Annotated in this window: 19 protein-coding genes; all 19 read right to left on the reverse strand. The window is 66.8% G+C overall.

The genetic code is table 11. The annotated features are described in order from the left end of the window. Positions 1-413: 413 nt before the first annotated feature. The gene (gene murA / locus ACWDOP_RS37065; RefSeq protein ID WP_454209121.1) at positions 414-1,676 is read right to left on the reverse strand and encodes a UDP-N-acetylglucosamine 1-carboxyvinyltransferase; all 1,263 of its coding nucleotides are present in this window, start codon (positions 1,674-1,676) and stop codon (positions 414-416) included. Between the two features lie 10 nt (positions 1,677-1,686). After that, on the reverse strand, positions 1,687-2,280 hold the full coding sequence (locus tag ACWDOP_RS37070) for a cob(I)yrinic acid a,c-diamide adenosyltransferase (RefSeq protein ID WP_456348802.1): 594 nt from the start codon (positions 2,278-2,280) through the stop codon (positions 1,687-1,689). A 51-nt stretch (positions 2,281-2,331) separates the two neighbouring features. After that, a complete protein-coding gene (locus tag ACWDOP_RS37075) occupies positions 2,332-2,760 on the reverse strand; it encodes a DUF2550 domain-containing protein (protein WP_454209120.1) in 429 nt (142 codons plus the stop codon). Positions 2,761-2,909: 149 nt separating this feature from the next. Next, a complete protein-coding gene (locus ACWDOP_RS37080; RefSeq protein ID WP_456348803.1) occupies positions 2,910-3,611 on the reverse strand; it encodes an MspA family porin in 702 nt (233 codons plus the stop codon). 30 nt (positions 3,612-3,641) lie between these two features. Next, positions 3,642-4,283, reverse strand: a complete 642-nt coding sequence (locus ACWDOP_RS37085; RefSeq protein WP_456348804.1) for an MspA family porin — start codon at positions 4,281-4,283, stop codon at positions 3,642-3,644. 267 nt (positions 4,284-4,550) lie between these two features. After that, positions 4,551-4,949, reverse strand: coding sequence for a F0F1 ATP synthase subunit epsilon (locus ACWDOP_RS37090; protein ID WP_454209117.1), 399 nt, complete (start codon positions 4,947-4,949; stop codon positions 4,551-4,553). Positions 4,950-4,955: 6 nt separating this feature from the next. After that, positions 4,956-6,398, reverse strand: coding sequence for a F0F1 ATP synthase subunit beta (atpD, locus tag ACWDOP_RS37095; protein ID WP_354986846.1), 1,443 nt, complete (start codon positions 6,396-6,398; stop codon positions 4,956-4,958). An 18-nt stretch (positions 6,399-6,416) separates the two neighbouring features. Continuing rightward, positions 6,417-7,385: a F0F1 ATP synthase subunit gamma gene (locus tag ACWDOP_RS37100; protein WP_454209116.1), complete on the reverse strand. Its 969-nt coding sequence runs from the start codon at positions 7,383-7,385 to the stop codon at positions 6,417-6,419. 54 nt (positions 7,386-7,439) lie between these two features. Continuing rightward, positions 7,440-9,080 (reverse strand): F0F1 ATP synthase subunit alpha, encoded by a 1,641-nt coding sequence (gene atpA, locus ACWDOP_RS37105; protein WP_454209115.1) that lies wholly within the window; start codon positions 9,078-9,080, stop codon positions 7,440-7,442. Between the two features lie 62 nt (positions 9,081-9,142). Further along, positions 9,143-9,955 carry a F0F1 ATP synthase subunit delta gene (locus tag ACWDOP_RS37110; RefSeq protein ID WP_456348805.1) on the reverse strand — a complete coding sequence of 271 codons (813 nt, stop codon included), beginning with the start codon at positions 9,953-9,955 and terminating at the stop codon, positions 9,143-9,145. Between the two features lie 19 nt (positions 9,956-9,974). After that, positions 9,975-10,529 carry a F0F1 ATP synthase subunit B gene (locus ACWDOP_RS37115; protein WP_454209113.1) on the reverse strand — a complete coding sequence of 185 codons (555 nt, stop codon included), beginning with the start codon at positions 10,527-10,529 and terminating at the stop codon, positions 9,975-9,977. A 16-nt stretch (positions 10,530-10,545) separates the two neighbouring features. Beyond that, entirely contained in the window at positions 10,546-10,791 is a 246-nt protein-coding gene (locus ACWDOP_RS37120) for an ATP synthase F0 subunit C (RefSeq protein ID WP_454209112.1), read from the reverse strand. Positions 10,792-10,867: 76 nt separating this feature from the next. After that, complete coding sequence (atpB, locus tag ACWDOP_RS37125; RefSeq protein ID WP_454209110.1) at positions 10,868-11,716, reverse strand: F0F1 ATP synthase subunit A; 849 nt, start codon at positions 11,714-11,716, stop codon at positions 10,868-10,870. 269 nt (positions 11,717-11,985) lie between these two features. Beyond that, entirely contained in the window at positions 11,986-12,414 is a 429-nt protein-coding gene (locus tag ACWDOP_RS37130; protein WP_456348806.1) for a hypothetical protein, read from the reverse strand. Positions 12,415-12,425: 11 nt separating this feature from the next. Continuing rightward, entirely contained in the window at positions 12,426-13,598 is a 1,173-nt protein-coding gene (locus ACWDOP_RS37135; protein WP_454209106.1) for an MraY family glycosyltransferase, read from the reverse strand. A gap of 11 nt (positions 13,599-13,609) precedes the next feature. Further along, positions 13,610-14,275: an L-threonylcarbamoyladenylate synthase gene (locus tag ACWDOP_RS37140; protein WP_454209104.1), complete on the reverse strand. Its 666-nt coding sequence runs from the start codon at positions 14,273-14,275 to the stop codon at positions 13,610-13,612. A gap of 90 nt (positions 14,276-14,365) precedes the next feature. Then, positions 14,366-15,268, reverse strand: coding sequence for a peptide chain release factor N(5)-glutamine methyltransferase (gene prmC / locus ACWDOP_RS37145; protein WP_456348807.1), 903 nt, complete (start codon positions 15,266-15,268; stop codon positions 14,366-14,368). 183 nt (positions 15,269-15,451) lie between these two features. Next, on the reverse strand, positions 15,452-16,531 hold the full coding sequence (gene prfA / locus ACWDOP_RS37150) for a peptide chain release factor 1 (RefSeq protein ID WP_454209101.1): 1,080 nt from the start codon (positions 16,529-16,531) through the stop codon (positions 15,452-15,454). A gap of 124 nt (positions 16,532-16,655) precedes the next feature. After that, positions 16,656-16,883 carry a 50S ribosomal protein L31 gene (rpmE, locus tag ACWDOP_RS37155; protein ID WP_454202561.1) on the reverse strand — a complete coding sequence of 76 codons (228 nt, stop codon included), beginning with the start codon at positions 16,881-16,883 and terminating at the stop codon, positions 16,656-16,658. Positions 16,884-17,226: the final 343 nt, after the last annotated feature.

Genomic DNA, 17,226 nt, shown 5'->3' on the forward strand with positions numbered 1-17,226 from the left:
GACACACTATTGAGTTCTCAAAGAACACACGCACACGGAACTTCGCGGGCTCTTTGTCCCGGTCGGTCTCCGTGGCTGCTTCCAAAGCTTAGCTCGTAACCTGGCAGAAACAAAATCGCCTGCTGGGTTGAGCCAATGTGAACATCAGGCGCTCCTCGTACAACCTCGTTCACCCGGTTCCCGCGCTGAGCCTCTCGGCTCGGCGTCTCGGCCCCTGGTCGGTGTCCGTGTCGCTCTGACCTGGAATAAGTTACGTGTTGGTTGTTCGCATGTCAAATCGCCTGTTCAGGAGGGGTTTTCGCGAAGCACTCCAGACCCCTGCCGTTCAGCTGCCCGTCGATTACCCCGATGCGCGCCGGCAAAACCGGTTCGCGCGCCTGGAAATACCGACTAGTCGGCACTACCGGCGTCGATCAGTCCGCCGCGCCGACACGTTCGATCTCCGCACCCAGCGACCGCAGGTTCTCCACGAAATCCGGGTAGCCCCGGTCGATGTGGAACACGTCGTGGACCTCGGTCACGCCGTCGGCCACCAGACCCGCGAGCACCAGACCAGCGCCGGCCCGGATGTCCGAGCTCCACACCGGCGCGCTCGACAGCCGCGGAATACCGCGCACCACAGCGTGATGCCCATCGGTGCGGGCGTCGGCGCCCAGGCGGATCATCTCCTCCACGAAGCGGAACCGCGCCTCGAAGATGTTCTCGGTGATCATCGAGGTGCCGTCCGCGATCGCGGCCAGGCCGATGGCCATGGGCTGCAGATCGGTGGGGAACCCCGGGAACGGCAGCGTCGAGAAGTTCACCGCGCGCGGCCGATCGGACTGCACGACGCGAAAACCGTCCGGTTCGAACGAGATTCGCGCACCGGCCGACCGCAGCTTGTCCAGGACCAGTGACAGATGCTTCGGATTGATGCCGGTGACCCGGACATCGCCCTGCGTCATGGCCGCGGCGATACCCCAGGTGGCCGCGACGATGCGATCGCCGATGACGCGGTGCTCGATCGGGGCGAGCTTGTCCACGCCCTGGATGGTCAGCACCGAGGTGCCTGCACCGGAGATGACCGCGCCCATCCGAGACAGCATCGTGCACAGGTCCACGATCTCCGGCTCGCGCGCGGCGTTGTCGATGACCGTCTCCCCCTCGGCGAGCACCGCCGCCATGAGGATGTTCTCGGTCGCGCCCACCGACGGGAAGTCCAGGCGGATACGGGCGCCCTGCAACTCCTCCGCCCGCGCCACCAGACAACCGTGCTCGATCTCGCTGGTCGCGCCGAGCAGCCGTAGCCCCTGCTGGTGCATGTCCAGCGGCCGCGATCCGATGGCATCGCCGCCCGGCAGCGCCACGACCGCGCGCTTGCAGCGCGCCATCAGCGGACCCAGCACACACACCGACGCGCGGAACTGGGTGACCGCCGGGAAGTCGGCGTGGTACTTGGGCTCCGGCGGCGTCGTGATGGCCACCGTCCCGCCGACGATCGTGACATCGCAGCCGAGGCCGCGCAGTACGTCTGCCATCAGCGGCACATCCAGGATGTCCGGGCAGTTCGTGATCGTCGTCGTGCCTTCGGCCAGCAGCGCGGCGGCCATCAGCTTGAGGACGCTGTTCTTCGCGCCGCCTACCGCGACCTCACCGACGAGCCTGCTGCCCCCGGTCACCAGAAACCGTTCACTCACGGGGGTCAGCCTAGTGGTCCGTCTCCGCGCTCGTGGCCTCTCCGCCCGGCCGCCAGAGGATGTCGCCATCCGGGTTGGCCACCCGGCCCAGAATGAACAGCAGGTCGGACAGCCGGTTGAGGTACTTCGCGGGCAGTGCGCTGGTGTCCTCGGGGTGCGCATCCACCGCCGCCCACGCCGAGCGTTCGGCGCGCCGCGCCACCGTGCGCGCCGTGTGCAACAGCGCCGCGAGCGGGGTGCCGCCGGGCAGAATGAACGAATTCAACGGCGCCAGAGGCTCATTGAACTCATCGCACCATTTCTCGAGGCGGTCGATGTAGGGCTGGGTGATGCGCAGCGGCGGATACTTCGGGTCCGCGACCACGGGGGTGGACAGGTCCGCGCCGGCGTCGAAGAGGTCGTTCTGGACCGCGCGCAGCACCGTGCGAATCCGCTCGTCCGGATCGCCGAGCGAGATGGCGACGCCGAGCGCCGCATTGGCTTCGTCACAGTCGGCGTAGGCGATCAGCCGGGGATCGGTCTTGGACACCCGCGAGAAGTCGCTGAGTCCGGTTGTCCCGTCGTCGCCGGTACGGGTGTAGATCCTCGTCAAGTGCACACTCACAGGGCCCAGACTAGCCGCGCGTGAACCGCGGCGAACCCCGATGCGGCGCGGCTACCTGCGGCGGCGGATGCGCTCGGACGGCCGGGACTCGACCCAGGACAGGAACGCCGCGAGCGCGCCGCGATCCAGCGCCAGCTCGTAGCTGCCGTCACTGTCGGAGATCATGACGATGGCCTCGTCGGTCATGATGTCGTACTCGTCGCCCTGGGGACTGCGGCGGTTGCCCACCTCGATGTCGAGGCGGCGGATCGCACTGTCCGGGCCGAGCTTGAGACTGGAGAGCTTGTAGAAGACGAGGTTGTCCTCGCCGTACCGGATCAGACCGTGCCGCCAGCCCCCACCATGCCCGCGAGCGGGGAGAACCCGCAGCAACGCGGCGGTGCCACCGCGGCGGAGCATGATCAGGCGATAGGTCGAGGCCAAGGCCAAACCGACAAGCAGCAGCACCAGAATGATCAGGACCACCATCCCAGTTCGCAATGCTGCTCCGTCTCTTCACATCCGCGTGGCCGTCGAGCTCGGCCGGCAAAAGCCGGGCCCCGTGTTTGGTCGATAGTAGCGACCGCTCCGACACGAGGTCCGGCCATCCACCGAATGTGACGTATGCCCTGCTCAGCTCACCTGCGGCTTCAGCCCATGGAGAACGGGGCGCCCCACAGCACGACATCGCCGATCTGGGTCTCGGTGCCCACCGAGGCGACGACGAACGCACGCGCCTGGGCGTAGCCGCCGCAGCCGTTCACGTCGAAGGTCTCGTCGAACCAGGTGACGCTGGCATGCGGGCCCGGCACCTTGTTGCGGCGGTAGTGGATCTCGTTGCCGTAGTCGTCGGGCTGCTCGAGATCGAGCATCATGCGGGCCACCGACTGCCCGGGCCCGAAGGTGATGCCGGTGCCGACGGACTGCGCCAGCGCCATGGGGGTGGTCGGGTCGCCGTCGGCGTCCACGCCCTGCCCGTTGTTGTTCCCGCTGATCGTGCCGATGTCCACCTGACAGCCGACGAGGTAGCCGGGAGTGATCTTGATCGTGCTCTTCTGCGCACTGGGCCCGGACACGTCCACCACCCCGCGCCCGGACACCCACACGTTGCGGTGCGCCGGCGTCGAGCCCATCGACGGGCTGATGCGCGCCGACTCCTCCTCCAGGCGCACGGTCACCACCGAACCGTCCACCAGCGTGCGGCTGATGCTGCCGCCCGGGAGCGGAATGTCGGTGTCCGCGTGCGCCCGGCCCGGCTGGACCGGGCACAGCACCGCCAGCGCCGCGACCGCCAGGCCACCGGTGAGGACTCCGAAAGCCTTGCCGCCCACAATCTTTCCCGTCCCGAACATACGATCCCTTCGCAATCGAGGCGGGCGCGCTCAGCCGAGGCTGAACGGCTGCCCGTACAGGCTGATCTTCTTGTAGTGCGCGCCGACGATTTCGACCACCGAGAATTGCCGGGCCTGCGCGTATCCGGCGCAGCCCTGAACCTCCATGGGCGCGTCCTGGTACTGAATGTGATAGGTGCCGCTCTTCGGCATATCGATATTGTCGATCGCGACAAATGCGACCTGCCCCGCCGACAATGGGAAATTCAAGCCCGCGGTGACCATCGGCTGGGCACCGAGCGTGACCGCTTCATTGGCGCCCAGCGCGCCCAGCGCGACCTGGCAGCCGACGATATAGCCGACCGTCAGACCGGACGCGCCGTGTGTCGAGGAGCCATTGGTACCCGGCTGATTCTGGGCGCCGTTATTGGGCCCGATCACCCCGTCCGGCGTCTCCACCTCGGCACTCACCGTGCCCGTCACCCAGGCCGTGCGGCCGGCGCCGTTCGCCGCCAGGGAGGGCGAAATGATCGCCCGCTCACCGACACTCGTGATCCGGACACCGGGGCGCTCGATGTGACCGTCCGGCAGCGCCACCGTGACATCCGCCGCGGCCGTTCCCGGCGTGAGAAATCCGAGCACTGTCGCGGCGGCCGCGGCGATACTCCATCGACCGATCCGAAATACGTTCATTCATCCCTCGCTCATCGTCGCGAGGCCGCACTCCACCGAAACCAGAGGCGACCACGCTGCGCCAACTCGTTGAGGTAATGCCGAAAAACTCAGAGGTAACTGGAAATCCAGGAATAGCTCGGCTCTGCACGAATGTTTCAGATCACATTCGACACCGGTGCCCGAGTGTAAACGACAAGAGCGGCGATCCCGGGACATTTCCCGGAATCGCCGCTCGTTTGCCGAGTGGAAACTCGAATCAGACTCGGAAGCCTGCCTTTACAGCGATCAGGCTTCGGCAGCCTTCGCCAGGGCGCGAATCTGCCCCTGCGCCTTGGCCTGTGCGGCCGGGCTCGCGTCGGCGTCGGCGAGCACGGCCTTGGCGGCCGCCTCGTCGATGTCGGCGGCGAAATCGGCGGTCTCGGCCAGCACCCGCACCGAAGTGCCGGTGACGGAGAAGAATCCGCCGTGCACGGCCGCGACGATGCGCTCGTCGCTGTCGGACACGATGGTCACCGTGCCGGCCTCGACCAGCTGACCGAGCAGCGGTTCGTGGCCGGCCAGGATGCCGATCTCACCCTCGGTGGTCTGGGCCGAGACGAACTTCGCCCGGCCCGACCACAGCAGTCGCTCGACGGCGACCAGGTCAACGGACATGTCCCTTGAATCAGAAGACACAGTTGCCATGGGTGACTACTTCCCGGCGATCTTCTTCGCAGCGGCCTCGACGTCGTCCAGGCCACCGCAGGAGTTGAACGCCTGCTCGGGCAGGTGGTCGAACTCGCCCTTGCAGACGCGATCGAAGTCGTCGATGGTCTGCTCCAGCGGCACGACGGAACCCGGCTGGCCGGTGAACTTCTCGGCCACGATGAAGTTCTGGCCGAGGAACTTCTCCAGACGACGGGCACGGCCGACGAGGACCTTGTCGCCTTCGGAGAGCTCGTCCATACCGAGGATGGCGATGATGTCCTGCAGTTCCTTGTACTTCTGCAGGATCCGCTTGACCTCGTTGGCCACCTGGAAGTGACGGTCGCCGACGATGGACGCCTCGAGGATACGAGAGGTCGAGGTCAGCGGGTCGACGGCCGGGTAGATGCCCTTCTGCGAGATCGGGCGCGAAAGCTCGGTCGTCGCATCGAGGTGGGCGAAGGTGGTCGCCGGCGCCGGGTCGGTGTAGTCGTCGGCGGGGACGTAGATCGCCTGCATCGAGGTGATCGAGCGACCGCGGGTCGAGGTGATCCGCTCCTGGAGCTGACCCATCTCGTCCGCCAGGGTGGGCTGGTAACCCACGGCCGAGGGCATACGACCCAGCAGGGTCGAAACCTCGGAGCCGGCCTGGGTGAAGCGGAAGATGTTGTCGATGAAGAGCAGAACGTCCTGGTTCTGCACGTCACGGAAGTACTCCGCCATGGTCAGGGCCGACAGGGCGACGCGCATACGCGTGCCCGGCGGCTCGTCCATCTGGCCGAAGACGAGGGCGGTGTCCTGAAGGACGCCCATCTCTTCCATTTCCAGGTGGAGGTCGGTGCCCTCACGGGTACGCTCACCGACGCCCGCGAACACCGAGGTGCCGGAGAACTCGCGAGCGATACGGGTGATCATCTCCTGGATCAGAACGGTCTTGCCGACACCGGCGCCACCGAACAGACCGATCTTGCCACCCTTGACGTACGGGGTGAGGAGGTCGATGACCTTGACGCCCGTCTCCAGGATCTCGGTCTTACCCTCGAGCTGGTCGAAGGCGGGCGGCTGGCGGTGGATGCCCCACTGCTCGCCGTCGCGGCCCAGGCCGGGGGAATCGAGGCAGTCGCCGAGCGCGTTGAACACGTGGCCCTTGACGACATCGCCGACCGGAACCGAGATCGGCTTGCCGGTGTCGCGCACCTCGACGCCACGCACCAGACCGTCGGTCGGCTGCATGGAGATGGTGCGAACGATGTTGTCGCCCAGGTGCTGTGCAACCTCGAGGGTCAGCGTCTTGGCAACGGACTTCAGCGCGATGTCAACGTTCAGCGCGTTGTACAGCTCGGGGATCGAACCGCGCGGGAACTCGACGTCCACGACGGGTCCGATGACGCGGGAGACGCGGCCAGTGCCGGCGCCAACCCGGGTCTCTGTGGTGACACTTGCGGTCATTGCTTCTTCTTCCTGGCTCTAGTCGCGGTCCGAGCTCGAAGCCAGCGCGTTGGCGCCGCCGACGATTTCCGTGATTTCCTGCGTGATTCCGGCCTGGCGCAGCGAGTTCGCGGTACGGGTCAGTGAATTCACCAGATCCGTCGCGTTATCGGTGGCCGCCTTCATCGCGGTGCGGCGCGCAGCCGACTCCGATGCCGCCGCGTCGAGCAGCGACGAGTAAATCCGAGTGTTGATGTACTTCGGCAGCAGCGCGCCCAGCAGGACGTTCGCATCCGGCTCGAACTCGTACTGAGCCGCAGCCTCGGCGTTGCCGTCCGAGAAGCTGTCCTCACCCAGTTCGAAGTTCTCGTCCACGTAGCTCACCTGGATGGGAGCCAGTCGGCGAACCTCCGGCACCTGCGACAGCATCGACACGAAACGCGTGTAGACGATGTGCAGTTCGTCGACGCCGGCAATGGTGCCGAGTCCGTTGGGTGCCGCGACCTCGCCGTCGGCGCCCGCCATGAACGCCTCGACCAGGTGGTTGCAGGCGGCGGAGGCATCGGCGTAGTTCGGCGACTGCGAGAACCCGGTCCACGCACCGTTGGTCTCGCGACCACGGAAGGTGTAGTAGGTCAGGCCCTTCGAACCCATCACGTACAGCACGGGCTCTTTGCCGTCGGCGCGCAGGGTGGTCAGCAGCTCCTCGGTGCGCTTGAGCACGTTGGAGTTGTAGCCACCGCACATGCCGCGGTCACTGGTGATGACCAGCACCGCAGCACGCTTCGCGTTCGGACGCTCGGTGAGCAGCGGGTGGTTGAGATTGCCGCTGGCGCTTGCCAATTCGGCGAGCACCTTGGTGATCTCTTCCGCGTACGGCTTGGCCGCCGCGACCCGGGCCTGCGCCTTGCTGATTCGCGATGTCGCGATCAGTTCTTGCGCCTTGGTGATCTTCTTGATCGAGCTCACGGAACGAATTCGGGAGCGCAGTTCGCGCACGCTAGGCATCAGTCACACTCCCTTCGTTACTCGAGACAGTCATTCGCATCAGCTTCGCCGCTCTTACTTCTCGACGTGCTTGCGAGTGACGGACAGCGACTCGACCTCTTCGTGATCGAGCGCGCCGGCCTCGGCCTCGTTGACCACGCGGCTGCCGTCCGAAGCCAGGAAGCCCTGCTTGAACTTGTCGGTCGCGGCCTTGATCGCGTCGGCGGTGTCGCCCTCGATCTTCTTCGCGCCGCCCTGCAGGGCGTCGAAGGACTCCTGCACGGAGCTGTGCAGGAACTCGAGCAGCTCGGAGTTGAAGCGACGGACGTCGCCGACCGGCACCGAGTCGTAGTAGCCGGCGTCGACCAGGAACAGCGAGACGACCTGGTCCTCGACCGCGACCGGGGCGTACTGGTCCTGCTTGAGCAGCTCGACCCAGCGCGCGCCGCGCTCGAGCTGCGCCAGGGAGGCCGCGTCGAGGTCGGAGGCGAAGGCGGAGAACGCCTCGAGCTCACGGTAGGAGGCGAGCTCCAGACGCAGCGAGCCGGCGACCTGCTTCATGGCCTTGGTCTGCGCGGCGCCACCGACACGGGAGACGGAGATACCGACGTTGATGGCCGGGCGGACACCCTTGTTGAAGAGGTCCGACTCGAGGAACACCTGACCGTCGGTGATGGAGATGACGTTGGTCGGGATGAACGCCGAGACGTCGTTGGCCTTGGTCTCGATGATCGGCAGCGCGGTCATGGAACCGGCACCGAGCTCGTCGGACAGCTTGGCCGAACGCTCGAGCAGACGCGAGTGCAGGTAGAAGACGTCACCCGGGTACGCCTCGCGGCCCGGCGGGCGGCGCAGCAGCAGCGAGATCGCGCGGTAGGCCTCGGCCTGCTTCGACAGGTCGTCGAACACGATCAGGACGTGCTTGCCCTGGTACATCCAGTGCTGGCCCAGGGCCGAACCGGTGTACGGCGCCAGCCACTTGAAGCCGGCGGAGTCGGACGCGGGGGCCGCGACGATGGTGGTGTACTCCATCGCACCGTGAGCCTCCAGCGCGGCCTTGACGCCCGCGATGGTGGAACCCTTCTGGCCGATCGCGACGTAGATGCAGCGCACCTGCTTGGTCGGATCGCCGGTGGCCCAGTTGGCCTTCTGGTTGATGATGGCGTCGATGCAGACCGCGGTCTTGCCGGTCTTGCGGTCACCGATGACGAGCTGACGCTGGCCGCGGCCGATGGCGGTCAGGGCGTCGATCGCGGTGATGCCGGTCGCGAGGGGCTCACCGACGGGCTGACGCTCCAGCACGGTGGCGGCCTGCAGCTCGAGCACGCGACGCTCGTCGGCCTCGATGTCGCCGAGGCCGTCGATGGGGGCGCCCAGCGGGTTGATGACGCGACCGAGGAACTTGTCGCCAACGGGGACCGAGAGCACGTCGCCGGTACGGCGGACCTGCTGGCCCTCCTCGATGGTGTCGAACTCACCCAGGATGACGGCACCGATCTCGGTGTCCTCCAGGTTCAACGCGACGCCGAGCTTGCCGCCGGGGAATTCCAGCAGCTCGTTGGCCATCGCGGACGGGAGGCCGCTGATGTGGGCGATACCGTCGCCGGTGTCGGTGACCACGCCCACTTCCTCGATGGAGGTTTCCGGGGTGTAGCTCTGGGTGTAGCTCTCGATCGCGCTACGGATCTCATCGGGGGAGATCGTCAGCTCCGCCATGTTCTTCCTGCTCTCGCTGTGGTCTCGTAAGTCGGTGTGTAAGTGCGCTTCTCGGCCGTGTCTCAAGCGAGAGACTGGCGCAAGCGCTGCAGTCGGCCGACGGCGCTGCCGTCGATCAGGTCGTCGCCCACGCGCACGACGACGCCGGCCAGCAGGCTCGGGTCTTCCTGCACATGCACCGTGACGGGCTTGTCGTAGATGCGCTGCAGCGAAGCAGCGAGCTGCTCGCGCTGCTGCGTCGTCAGGGCAGAGGCGGCGCGCACGTGCGCCACGATCTGATCCCGGAGCGACGCCGCCAGGTCGGACAGGTGGTCGAAAGCCGCGCCGATGTCGCCCTTCTTGCTGCGAGCGACGGCCTGCTGGACCAGTTCGAGGGTGATCTCCTCGACCTTGCCCGCGAGCAGACGCTGCACCAGGTCACGCTTGGCAGTCAGCGACTGGCCGTGATCGGTCAGCGCCTGCTCCAGCGCGGGGTTGTCGTCGACGATCCGGCCCAGCCGGAACAGCTCGTCCTCGACGGCGGTGAGGCGGCCGCGATCCTCCGCGGCACGCAGCAACGCCTCGCGGCCGAGCAGAACCAGGCTGTCGACCAGGTCGCGGGCACGGGACCAGTCCTGTGCCACCGCGGTGGTCAGCACCGCCTGGGTGGCCGCGCTGATCTTGCCGCCGAAGAGGCGCTCGGCCAGCTCGGCGCGGGCCGCGCTGGACACCGACTTATCCGCGAGCGCCACACGCAGCGAGCGCTGGTCGTCGAGGACGGCGACAACGGCGAACAGTTCGGAGCCCGTCGTGGCCGCGACGGTGTCGCTTCCGGTCAGAGCGGCCCGAAGAGCTTCCCGCGCACGGGAGCTCGCCTCGCGGCTCGCTGCGTACATGCTTCCCACTTTCGGTTCGTTACCTTCCGACCCCGATGCCGGCGTTCGAATCCAGCTCCGCGAGGAACCGGTCGATCGACGCCGACTGCTTGGCCTCGTCGGCCACCGACTGACCGATGATCTTCTCGGCCAAATCGACCGCGGTGCGGCCCAGCTCGGACCGCAGTTCGGTCACGATCTGCTGACGCTGCGCCTCCAGCTGGGTCTGACCAGCGGCGACGATACGGTCGGCCTCAGCCTGCGCATCGGAGCGCATCTGGGACAGGATGGTCTGGCCCTGGGTACGCGCTTCCTCACGGATGCGCGCGGCCTCGAGGCGAGCCTCGGCCAGCTGCTCCTGGTACTGCTGCAGGGTCGCCTGCGCCTCGGCCTGCACGGCCTCGGCCTTGGCGATGCCGCCTTCGATCTTCTCCGTGCGCTCGTCGAGCACCTTGGTCAGACGCGGAACCACGTACTTGTAGAACGCGAAACCGATGACCAGGAGGCAGACCGCAGACCAAAAAATGTCATACGGCTCCGGGATGAGGGGGTTCTGTTCGGACCCCTCAGCCGCGAGCAAAGTCAGGTTGCTCATCGCTGATTATCCGGAATCAGAAGATGAAGCCGGCGACGAGGCCGATCAGCGCCAGGGCCTCGGTGAACGCGATACCGAGGAACATGGTGGTGCGGATGGTGCCCTGGAGCTCGGGCTGACGCGCGATGCCCTCGATGGCCTTACCGACGACGATGCCGACGCCGATGCCGGGGCCGATCGCGGCGAGGCCGTAGCCGATGGCGCCGAAGCCGGTGGACTTGGTCTCAGTCGCCTGCGCCAGGATCGAGAGGGTGCTGCTCATGGTGTTGTTTTCCCTTTCTGTCGCCCACCCGCCGTCGGCGTGTGAAGCAGGTTTGTGGAAATTTGGTACCGGTCGGTCAGTGGGAGTCGGCGTGCTCGGCGAGACCGATGTAGACAGCGGTCAGCAGCGCGAACACGTACGCCTGCAGGAAGACCACCAGCATTTCGAAGAGGGTGAAGCCGAAGCCCGCGAGCAGCGAGAACGGCGAGAACACCTTCATCCAGGAGGCGGCGTCGAACAGGAAGAACTGGGTGGCGCTGAAGAACAGCACCAGCATGATGTGACCGGCCAGCATGTTCGCCATGAGTCGGACGGTCAGGGTGAACGGGCGCAGCACGAAGGTCGAGATGAACTCGATCGGGATCAGCAGCAGGTGCAGGGCCGGCGGCACGTTGGGGACGACGATGCTCGAACGCATGTATTTCAGGAAGCCGTACTTCTTGATGCCGACGTAGTTGAACGTCACGTACGCGAGCACGGCCAGGGCCAGCGGGAATCCGATGCGGGCATTCGAGGAGATGTTCAATCCGGGAATGATGCCGGAGATGTTCAGGAACAGCACCGAGAAGAAGATCGTCGCGATGAGCGGGAAGAACTTCCGGCCGGTTTCCTTGCCGAGGATCTCGTCACAGATCTGCTCCTTGACGAACACCAGCGCCGATTCCGCGACATTCTGCAGCCCACGGGGAACCAGCTGCGGCCGGCGGAATGCCGCGAACATGACGGCCAGCAGAACGGCCGACATGAGGATGCGAATGAGCATCAGCCGATCGAGCTGAAAAAGTGTCCCCTCGAACAGCACTGCTGGAGGGAAGAAGTCGTTAAGCGACGGCGCGTGGAACTCGCCCGCAAGAATGGTGACGCTCAGCGTTCTCTCCCGTGGTCGGGCCGCAAGAGATTTCTTCCCTGCGGTTCGATCGGACATTGACGATCTGGTGGTCGACTCAGGTCGGCTCGAAGTTCGTCAGCAGCTGTTCGGGCCAAGCCCGGGCGTCTGTACGCGCGTCGGCGACATCGTCGACGGTGCAGAACCGTGACCCTGCGGGTCCGGTACGGCAGTAAGCATAACCTGCTCTCAGGTGGGTCTCAGGTGACCCCCCCTAGTGCTTCGGTTGGCTACAGGTAAAGACTTTATCAAGTTATCTACGACAGCGTGTAGGGGGCCGTCTGAACAAGCGGTGAACTGCCCCGCGACTACAGCTCGCGGTCGACCTCTACGGTCGGAACCTTTTGGCGCAGAAGGCCGTACGTCTCCGCACCGAGCACAACGAGCAGCGCGCCGACAACCGTCAGGAACAGGGCGCCGGGGCTGTAGAAGTCGAAACGCCGCAGGACCGCCACGACCACCAGGGCCACCAGCAGCTTGCCCACCCAGCTGCCGAGCAGCACGATGCCCTGCAATCCGGACTCGACCTTCGCGCTGAAAAGCACCGAGGCGGCGGTCGTCAGAATGAACCCGCCGCCGATGGCGGCGCCGAGCAGGGCGCCCCACAGGCCGGGCATGCCGGCGACGATCGTGGACACAATCGACGAAATCACAACCAGCACAGCCAAACCGGCGATGCCGTAGCGCAGCGCGGCCCGCAGTGGGGCGTCGGGATCTGGTTCGGAAGGCTTGCTCACGTCCGGAAACCTTACCCGGCGGTTCTGTCGCCGACCCGGCCGGTCAGCCCGCGCCACGATGGGACCGCGGTCACGATGAGCGCGAAAACCAGCCCGGCCGCGAACAGCAGCACCACCAGTGTGCGATCCATCAATGACGTCCCGACGGCGCCGAATGCCAGCACGCTGACCCACAGGTAGATCAGCAGCACGACGCGGCGGTGCGAATGCCCGATCTGGAGCAAACGGTGATGCAGGTGCATTTTGTCCGGAGTGGAGAAACTCACACCGGCGCGCACCCGGCGGACGATCGCGAGCACGAGATCGAGCACCGGAATGAACATGACCGCGCCGACCAGCAGCAGCGGCGAGAGCAGACCGACGATGTCGCGCGGGCCGTAACCCTGCAGCGGAATTCGGCCGGACGCGCCGGTGGACACCGCGGCCAGCATCAATCCGATGAGCATGGAGCCGGTGTCGCCCATGAAAATTCGGGCGGGCTGGAAATTGTGCGGGAGAAATCCCAGGCAACCGCCGGCCAGCGCGGCGGCCAGCAGCGCGGGCGGATAGGTGTCTGTCGCGCCGCCCACCTCGTAGAGCAGGCCCACCGTGAATACGAACACCGCGACCGAGGCGATGAACCCCAGGCCCGCGGCCAAACCGTCGAGACCGTCCACGAAATTCATGGCGTTGATCAATGTCACGGTGATGCCGACGGTGACCAGGCCGCCCTGCAGCGGATCCAGCACGACCGTCTCATTGGTGAAAGGGTTGTAGATGGCGACCCAGCTCAGGCCCATGACGGCCATCACCCCGGCCGCGGTGATCTGCCCGACGAATTTGGTGAGCGCGTCCAGACCCCAGCGGTCGTCGATGATGCCGACCAGCACGATCAACGTGCCCGCCGCCAATACCGCCGGAATGTCCTTCGGATACTCGAAGCCGCGGCGCAGGGCGGGCAATTGATGGGCGAACATGACCGCGGCGAGGACACCCAGATATATACCCAATCCGCCCATGCGCGGCACCGGCTTCACGTGCACGTCGCGTTCGCGCGGCACCGCCACGGCGCCGAATCCGATTGCCATGACCCGGATTCCACCGGTCAGCAGAAAGGTGATGACGGAGGCGACGAGCAGCACCAACAGCAGCTCGCGCAGTGGGACGACCGCGCCCTGGCTGAATACGCCCTGACTCAACAGCATCTAGGCGGCCGTCACCGCTCACCGGGCGAGCGCAGTTCCTCGGGCGACATGCCCAGGACTTCCGCGACCTTCTCCACCGGGATCGCGCCCTCGCGCAGTACCCGCGGTGCGTCCGAGGTGAGGTCGACGATGGTGGAGGCGACGGCGTGATCGGCCGGGCCGCCGTCGAGGTACACCCCGACCAGCTCACCCAGTTGCGCCTTGGCCTCGTCGACGGTCTTGGCGGGCGGCTGCCCGGAGACGTTCGCGCTCGAGACCGCCAGCGGGCCGACCTCGCGCAGCAGTTCGAGCGCCACCGGATGCAGCGGCATGCGGAGCATGACCGTGCCGCGGGTGTCGCCCAGATCCCAGGCGAGCGAAGGCGCTTGCTGCACAACGAGACTCAAGCCGCCGGGCCAGAAGGCGCGAATGAGGTCGCGGGCCTGCGGGCGCACCGAGAAGACGAGTCCGTCGATGGTGGTCCAGGAACCGACGAGCACCGGCACCGGCATGTCCCGGCCCCGGCGCTTGGCGGCGAGCAGCGCGCTGACCGCCTGGCTGTCGAACGCGTCGGCGGCCAGGCCGTAGAGGGTGTCGGTGGGAATGACGGCCAGCCGCCCCGATTTCAGCGCACTCCGGGCCGCGATCAGTCCGGCGGCTCGTGAATCGGAATCGGCACAGTCGTAGACGGTACTCACGCGCAACATCTTGGCACGAACGCCGGAGAACGCCATCGCCGCCGCCGGGTTTCGCGATCGAATGCGGGATCCGGCCACGTCCCGCGTGATTCAGTGCGCGGCGCGGGCCACCACGAAGCGGGGTTTGCCCGCGAGGTCGGGGTGTTCGGCGACTTCGGTGAAGCCGGCCGCGGTCAGCAGGGCCGCGACGCCGGAGCCGTTGGTGTCGTCGTGCTCGATCGCGACCACGCCGCCGGGGCGCAGGAGGCGGGCGATGTTGGGGATCATCGGGCGGATGACGTCGAGGCCGTCGGGGCCGCCGAACAGGGCGCGGTGCGGATCATGGCCCGCCACTTCGGGATCCAGGATCGCGGCCTCGGGAATGTAGGGCGGATTGGATACCAGGACGTCTACCCGGCCGGTGAGATGTTCCAGCAGGGCGGGATCGGTGACGTCGGCGGCGTGCAGGTCGATGGGGGTGTCGCCCTCGTCGGCCAGTTGCAGGGCGTTGCGGCGGGCCCACGCCAGCGCCTCGGTGTCCAGTTCCACCGCGTGCACCTGGGCGTCGGGGCGGGCGTGCGCGATGGCCAGGGCCAGGGCGCCCGACCCGGTGCACAGATCGACCACGATCGGCTGATGCTCGTGCCCCGCCGCTTCGAGTTGCGCCAGCGCCCAGGCGAAGACGAGTTCGGTTTCCGGGCGCGGCACGAAAACGCCGGGCCCGACCGCCAGATCGATCTCCCCCATCGCCGCGGTACCCGTAAGGTGTTGCAGCGGAACGCGTTCGGCACGCCGATCGACGAGTTTGCGGAACTCCTCGAGCTGGTCGGCGGTCACCGCGGGCACCAGCACCAGGCGCATGCGGTCCACGCCGAGCACATGGGCGGCAAGGTGTTCGGCATCGGCCTCGGGACTGGGCACCCCCGCGGCGCGCAGCGTGTCGACCGCCTCGCGTATCGCCGGACGCAAGGGTGCGCGCGTATGCGCCGACTCCCCCGAACTGTTGCCGATCACGTGGCAGCCTCGCTTCTTCTGGTCCGCCGTCCCGGGCCCGGACCGGATGGCCCGGGAGCCGCCGCCCGGCGCCGGCACATGCCGCGACAGGTACGGAAATCGTCCCGGGACGCACCGGGAGTTACCCATGTTCTCACGGATCCCGCCCGCCGGAGCGCCGGTCGCGCGGGGTCCCGGCGTGCCCTATTCGGCGGCCAGGCGCGCCGCGCGATCGGCCTCGCCCAGGGCGGTGAACAGGTCGTCCAGACCACCCTGCAGCACGGCGTCGAGGTTGTGCGCCTTGAAACCGATGCGGTGATCGGCGATGCGGTTCTCCGGGAAGTTGTAGGTGCGAATCCGCTCGGAGCGGTCGACCGTGCGGATCTGGGTGGCGCGCCCGGCGGCGGCTTCCTGATCGGCCTGCTCCTCGGCCAGGGCCTGCAGGCGCGCGGCGAGCACCTGCATGGCGCGCATCTTGTTCTGCAGCTGCGACCGCTCGTTCTGACAGGTCACCACGATGCCGGTGGGCAGGTGGGTGATGCGCACCGCGGAGTCGGTGGTGTTGACGCCCTGGCCGCCCTTGCCGGAGGAGCGGTAGACGTCGATGCGCAGATCCTTGTCGTCGATCTGCACCTCTTCGACCTCGTCGGGCTCGGGGTAGACCAGGACGCCGGCGGCCGAGGTGTGGATGCGGCCCTGCGATTCGGTGACGGGCACGCGCTGCACGCGGTGCACGCCGCCCTCGAACTTGAGTTTGGACCACACGCCGTCGCGGGAGGGCTCCTTGGCCTTGATCGAGATGGTGGCTTCCTTGTAGCCGCCCATATCGGTCGTGGTGGCGTCCAGGATCTCGACCTTCCACCCGTGCCGTTCGGCGTAGCGGATGTACATGCGGGCCAGATCGGAGGCGAACAGCGCGGATTCCTCGCCGCCTTCGCCCGACTTCACTTCCAGCACAACATCATCGGCGTCGTGCGGGTCGCGCGGGGCGAGCAGGTCGGTGAGCGCCTTCTCGTACTCCTCGACCTGGGCGCGCAGACCCGGGATCTCCGCCGCGAAGGAGGAGTCGTCGGCGGCCAGCTCCTCGGCGGCGGCCAGATCGTCCCGCGTGGAGGTCAGCTTGTTGTAGGCCGACATGATCGGACCCAGTTCGGCGAAGCGCTTGCCCACGCGCCGGGCCGCACCCGGGTCGTTGTGTAGCGCGGGGTCCGCGAGCTGGGACTCGAGCCCGGAGTACTCGGCCAGAATGTCGTCGATCGCGGAGGGGGCCATCTTGTCGGCCATCGCGGTTCTCCTCGGATAGGGCGTGCACAGTCAGTTTGCGGGTCATTCCGCTGCCGTCCGCGGCCCGACCCTGGAAACACCGCGACGCCCGCCTGCACGGGGCAGACGGGCGTCGTCAGGGAAGCTACTTGGACTCGGCCTTCGACGGGCGCTTGCCGTAGCGAGCCTCGAAGCGAGCCACGCGGCCACCGGTGTCCAGGATCTTCTGCTTGCCCGTGTAGAACGGGTGGCACTGGGAGCAGACCTCGACCGTGATCTGGCCGGTCTCCTTGGTGCTCTTGGTCTGGAAGGTGTTGCCGCAGCCGCACACGACCGTCGTATCGACGTACGTGGGGTGAATTCCTGCCTTCATGGGTGTCCTTTCAACTGGTCCCGGGTCGCCTCACACGGCGTGAACCGGTACCGACTAGGCATGGTTGCCAAACGGAAAGTATAGACACTCCGCGAGGCCGAAATATTCCGGCCCCGGAGCCCACCCGAACGACGGGTCGTGCGAACGGTCACCCCTTCCGCGACGGGTTTCGATGCCCCTGGTTTTCGGGGGTTCCATGCCGCCTCCGCCCCCAAAACTGCGGGCACGCAGAAGGTTCGGACTCGAGTCAGGCTGGAAGTCGAGTAGTTCGCTACTCGGGAATGCGAACAACAGTGTTCATAGAGTAGTCGCAGGTGAGAGGCTTACCACTACCGGGAGGACA

The sequence above is a fragment of the Nocardia sp. NPDC003693 genome (assembly GCF_053981095.1).

Bases quoted from the DNA above. Each gene is read 5' to 3' on its own strand.
- ACWDOP_RS37120 (WP_454209112.1), bottom strand. From the start codon at position 10,791: ATGAGCAGCACCCTCTCGATCCTGGCGCAGGCGACTGAGACCAAGTCC.
- ACWDOP_RS37080 (WP_456348803.1), bottom strand. From the start codon at position 3,611: ATGTTCGGGACGGGAAAGATTGTGGGCGGCAAGGCTTTCGGAGTCCTC.
- rpmE (WP_454202561.1), bottom strand. From the start codon at position 16,883: ATGAAGGCAGGAATTCACCCCACGTACGTCGATACGACGGTCGTGTGC.
- ACWDOP_RS37090 (WP_454209117.1), bottom strand. From the start codon at position 4,949: ATGGCAACTGTGTCTTCTGATTCAAGGGACATGTCCGTTGACCTGGTC.
- prfA (WP_454209101.1), bottom strand. From the start codon at position 16,531: ATGGCCGACAAGATGGCCCCCTCCGCGATCGACGACATTCTGGCCGAG.
- ACWDOP_RS37110 (WP_456348805.1), bottom strand. From the start codon at position 9,955: ATGTACGCAGCGAGCCGCGAGGCGAGCTCCCGTGCGCGGGAAGCTCTT.
- atpA (WP_454209115.1), bottom strand. From the start codon at position 9,080: ATGGCGGAGCTGACGATCTCCCCCGATGAGATCCGTAGCGCGATCGAG.
- ACWDOP_RS37100 (WP_454209116.1), bottom strand. From the start codon at position 7,385: ATGCCTAGCGTGCGCGAACTGCGCTCCCGAATTCGTTCCGTGAGCTCG.
- ACWDOP_RS37085 (WP_456348804.1), bottom strand. From the start codon at position 4,283: ATGAACGTATTTCGGATCGGTCGATGGAGTATCGCCGCGGCCGCCGCG.
- ACWDOP_RS37135 (WP_454209106.1), bottom strand. From the start codon at position 13,598: ATGCTGTTGAGTCAGGGCGTATTCAGCCAGGGCGCGGTCGTCCCACTG.
- atpD (WP_354986846.1), bottom strand. From the start codon at position 6,398: ATGACCGCAAGTGTCACCACAGAGACCCGGGTTGGCGCCGGCACTGGC.
- atpB (WP_454209110.1), bottom strand. From the start codon at position 11,716: ATGTCCGATCGAACCGCAGGGAAGAAATCTCTTGCGGCCCGACCACGG.
- ACWDOP_RS37115 (WP_454209113.1), bottom strand. From the start codon at position 10,529: ATGAGCAACCTGACTTTGCTCGCGGCTGAGGGGTCCGAACAGAACCCC.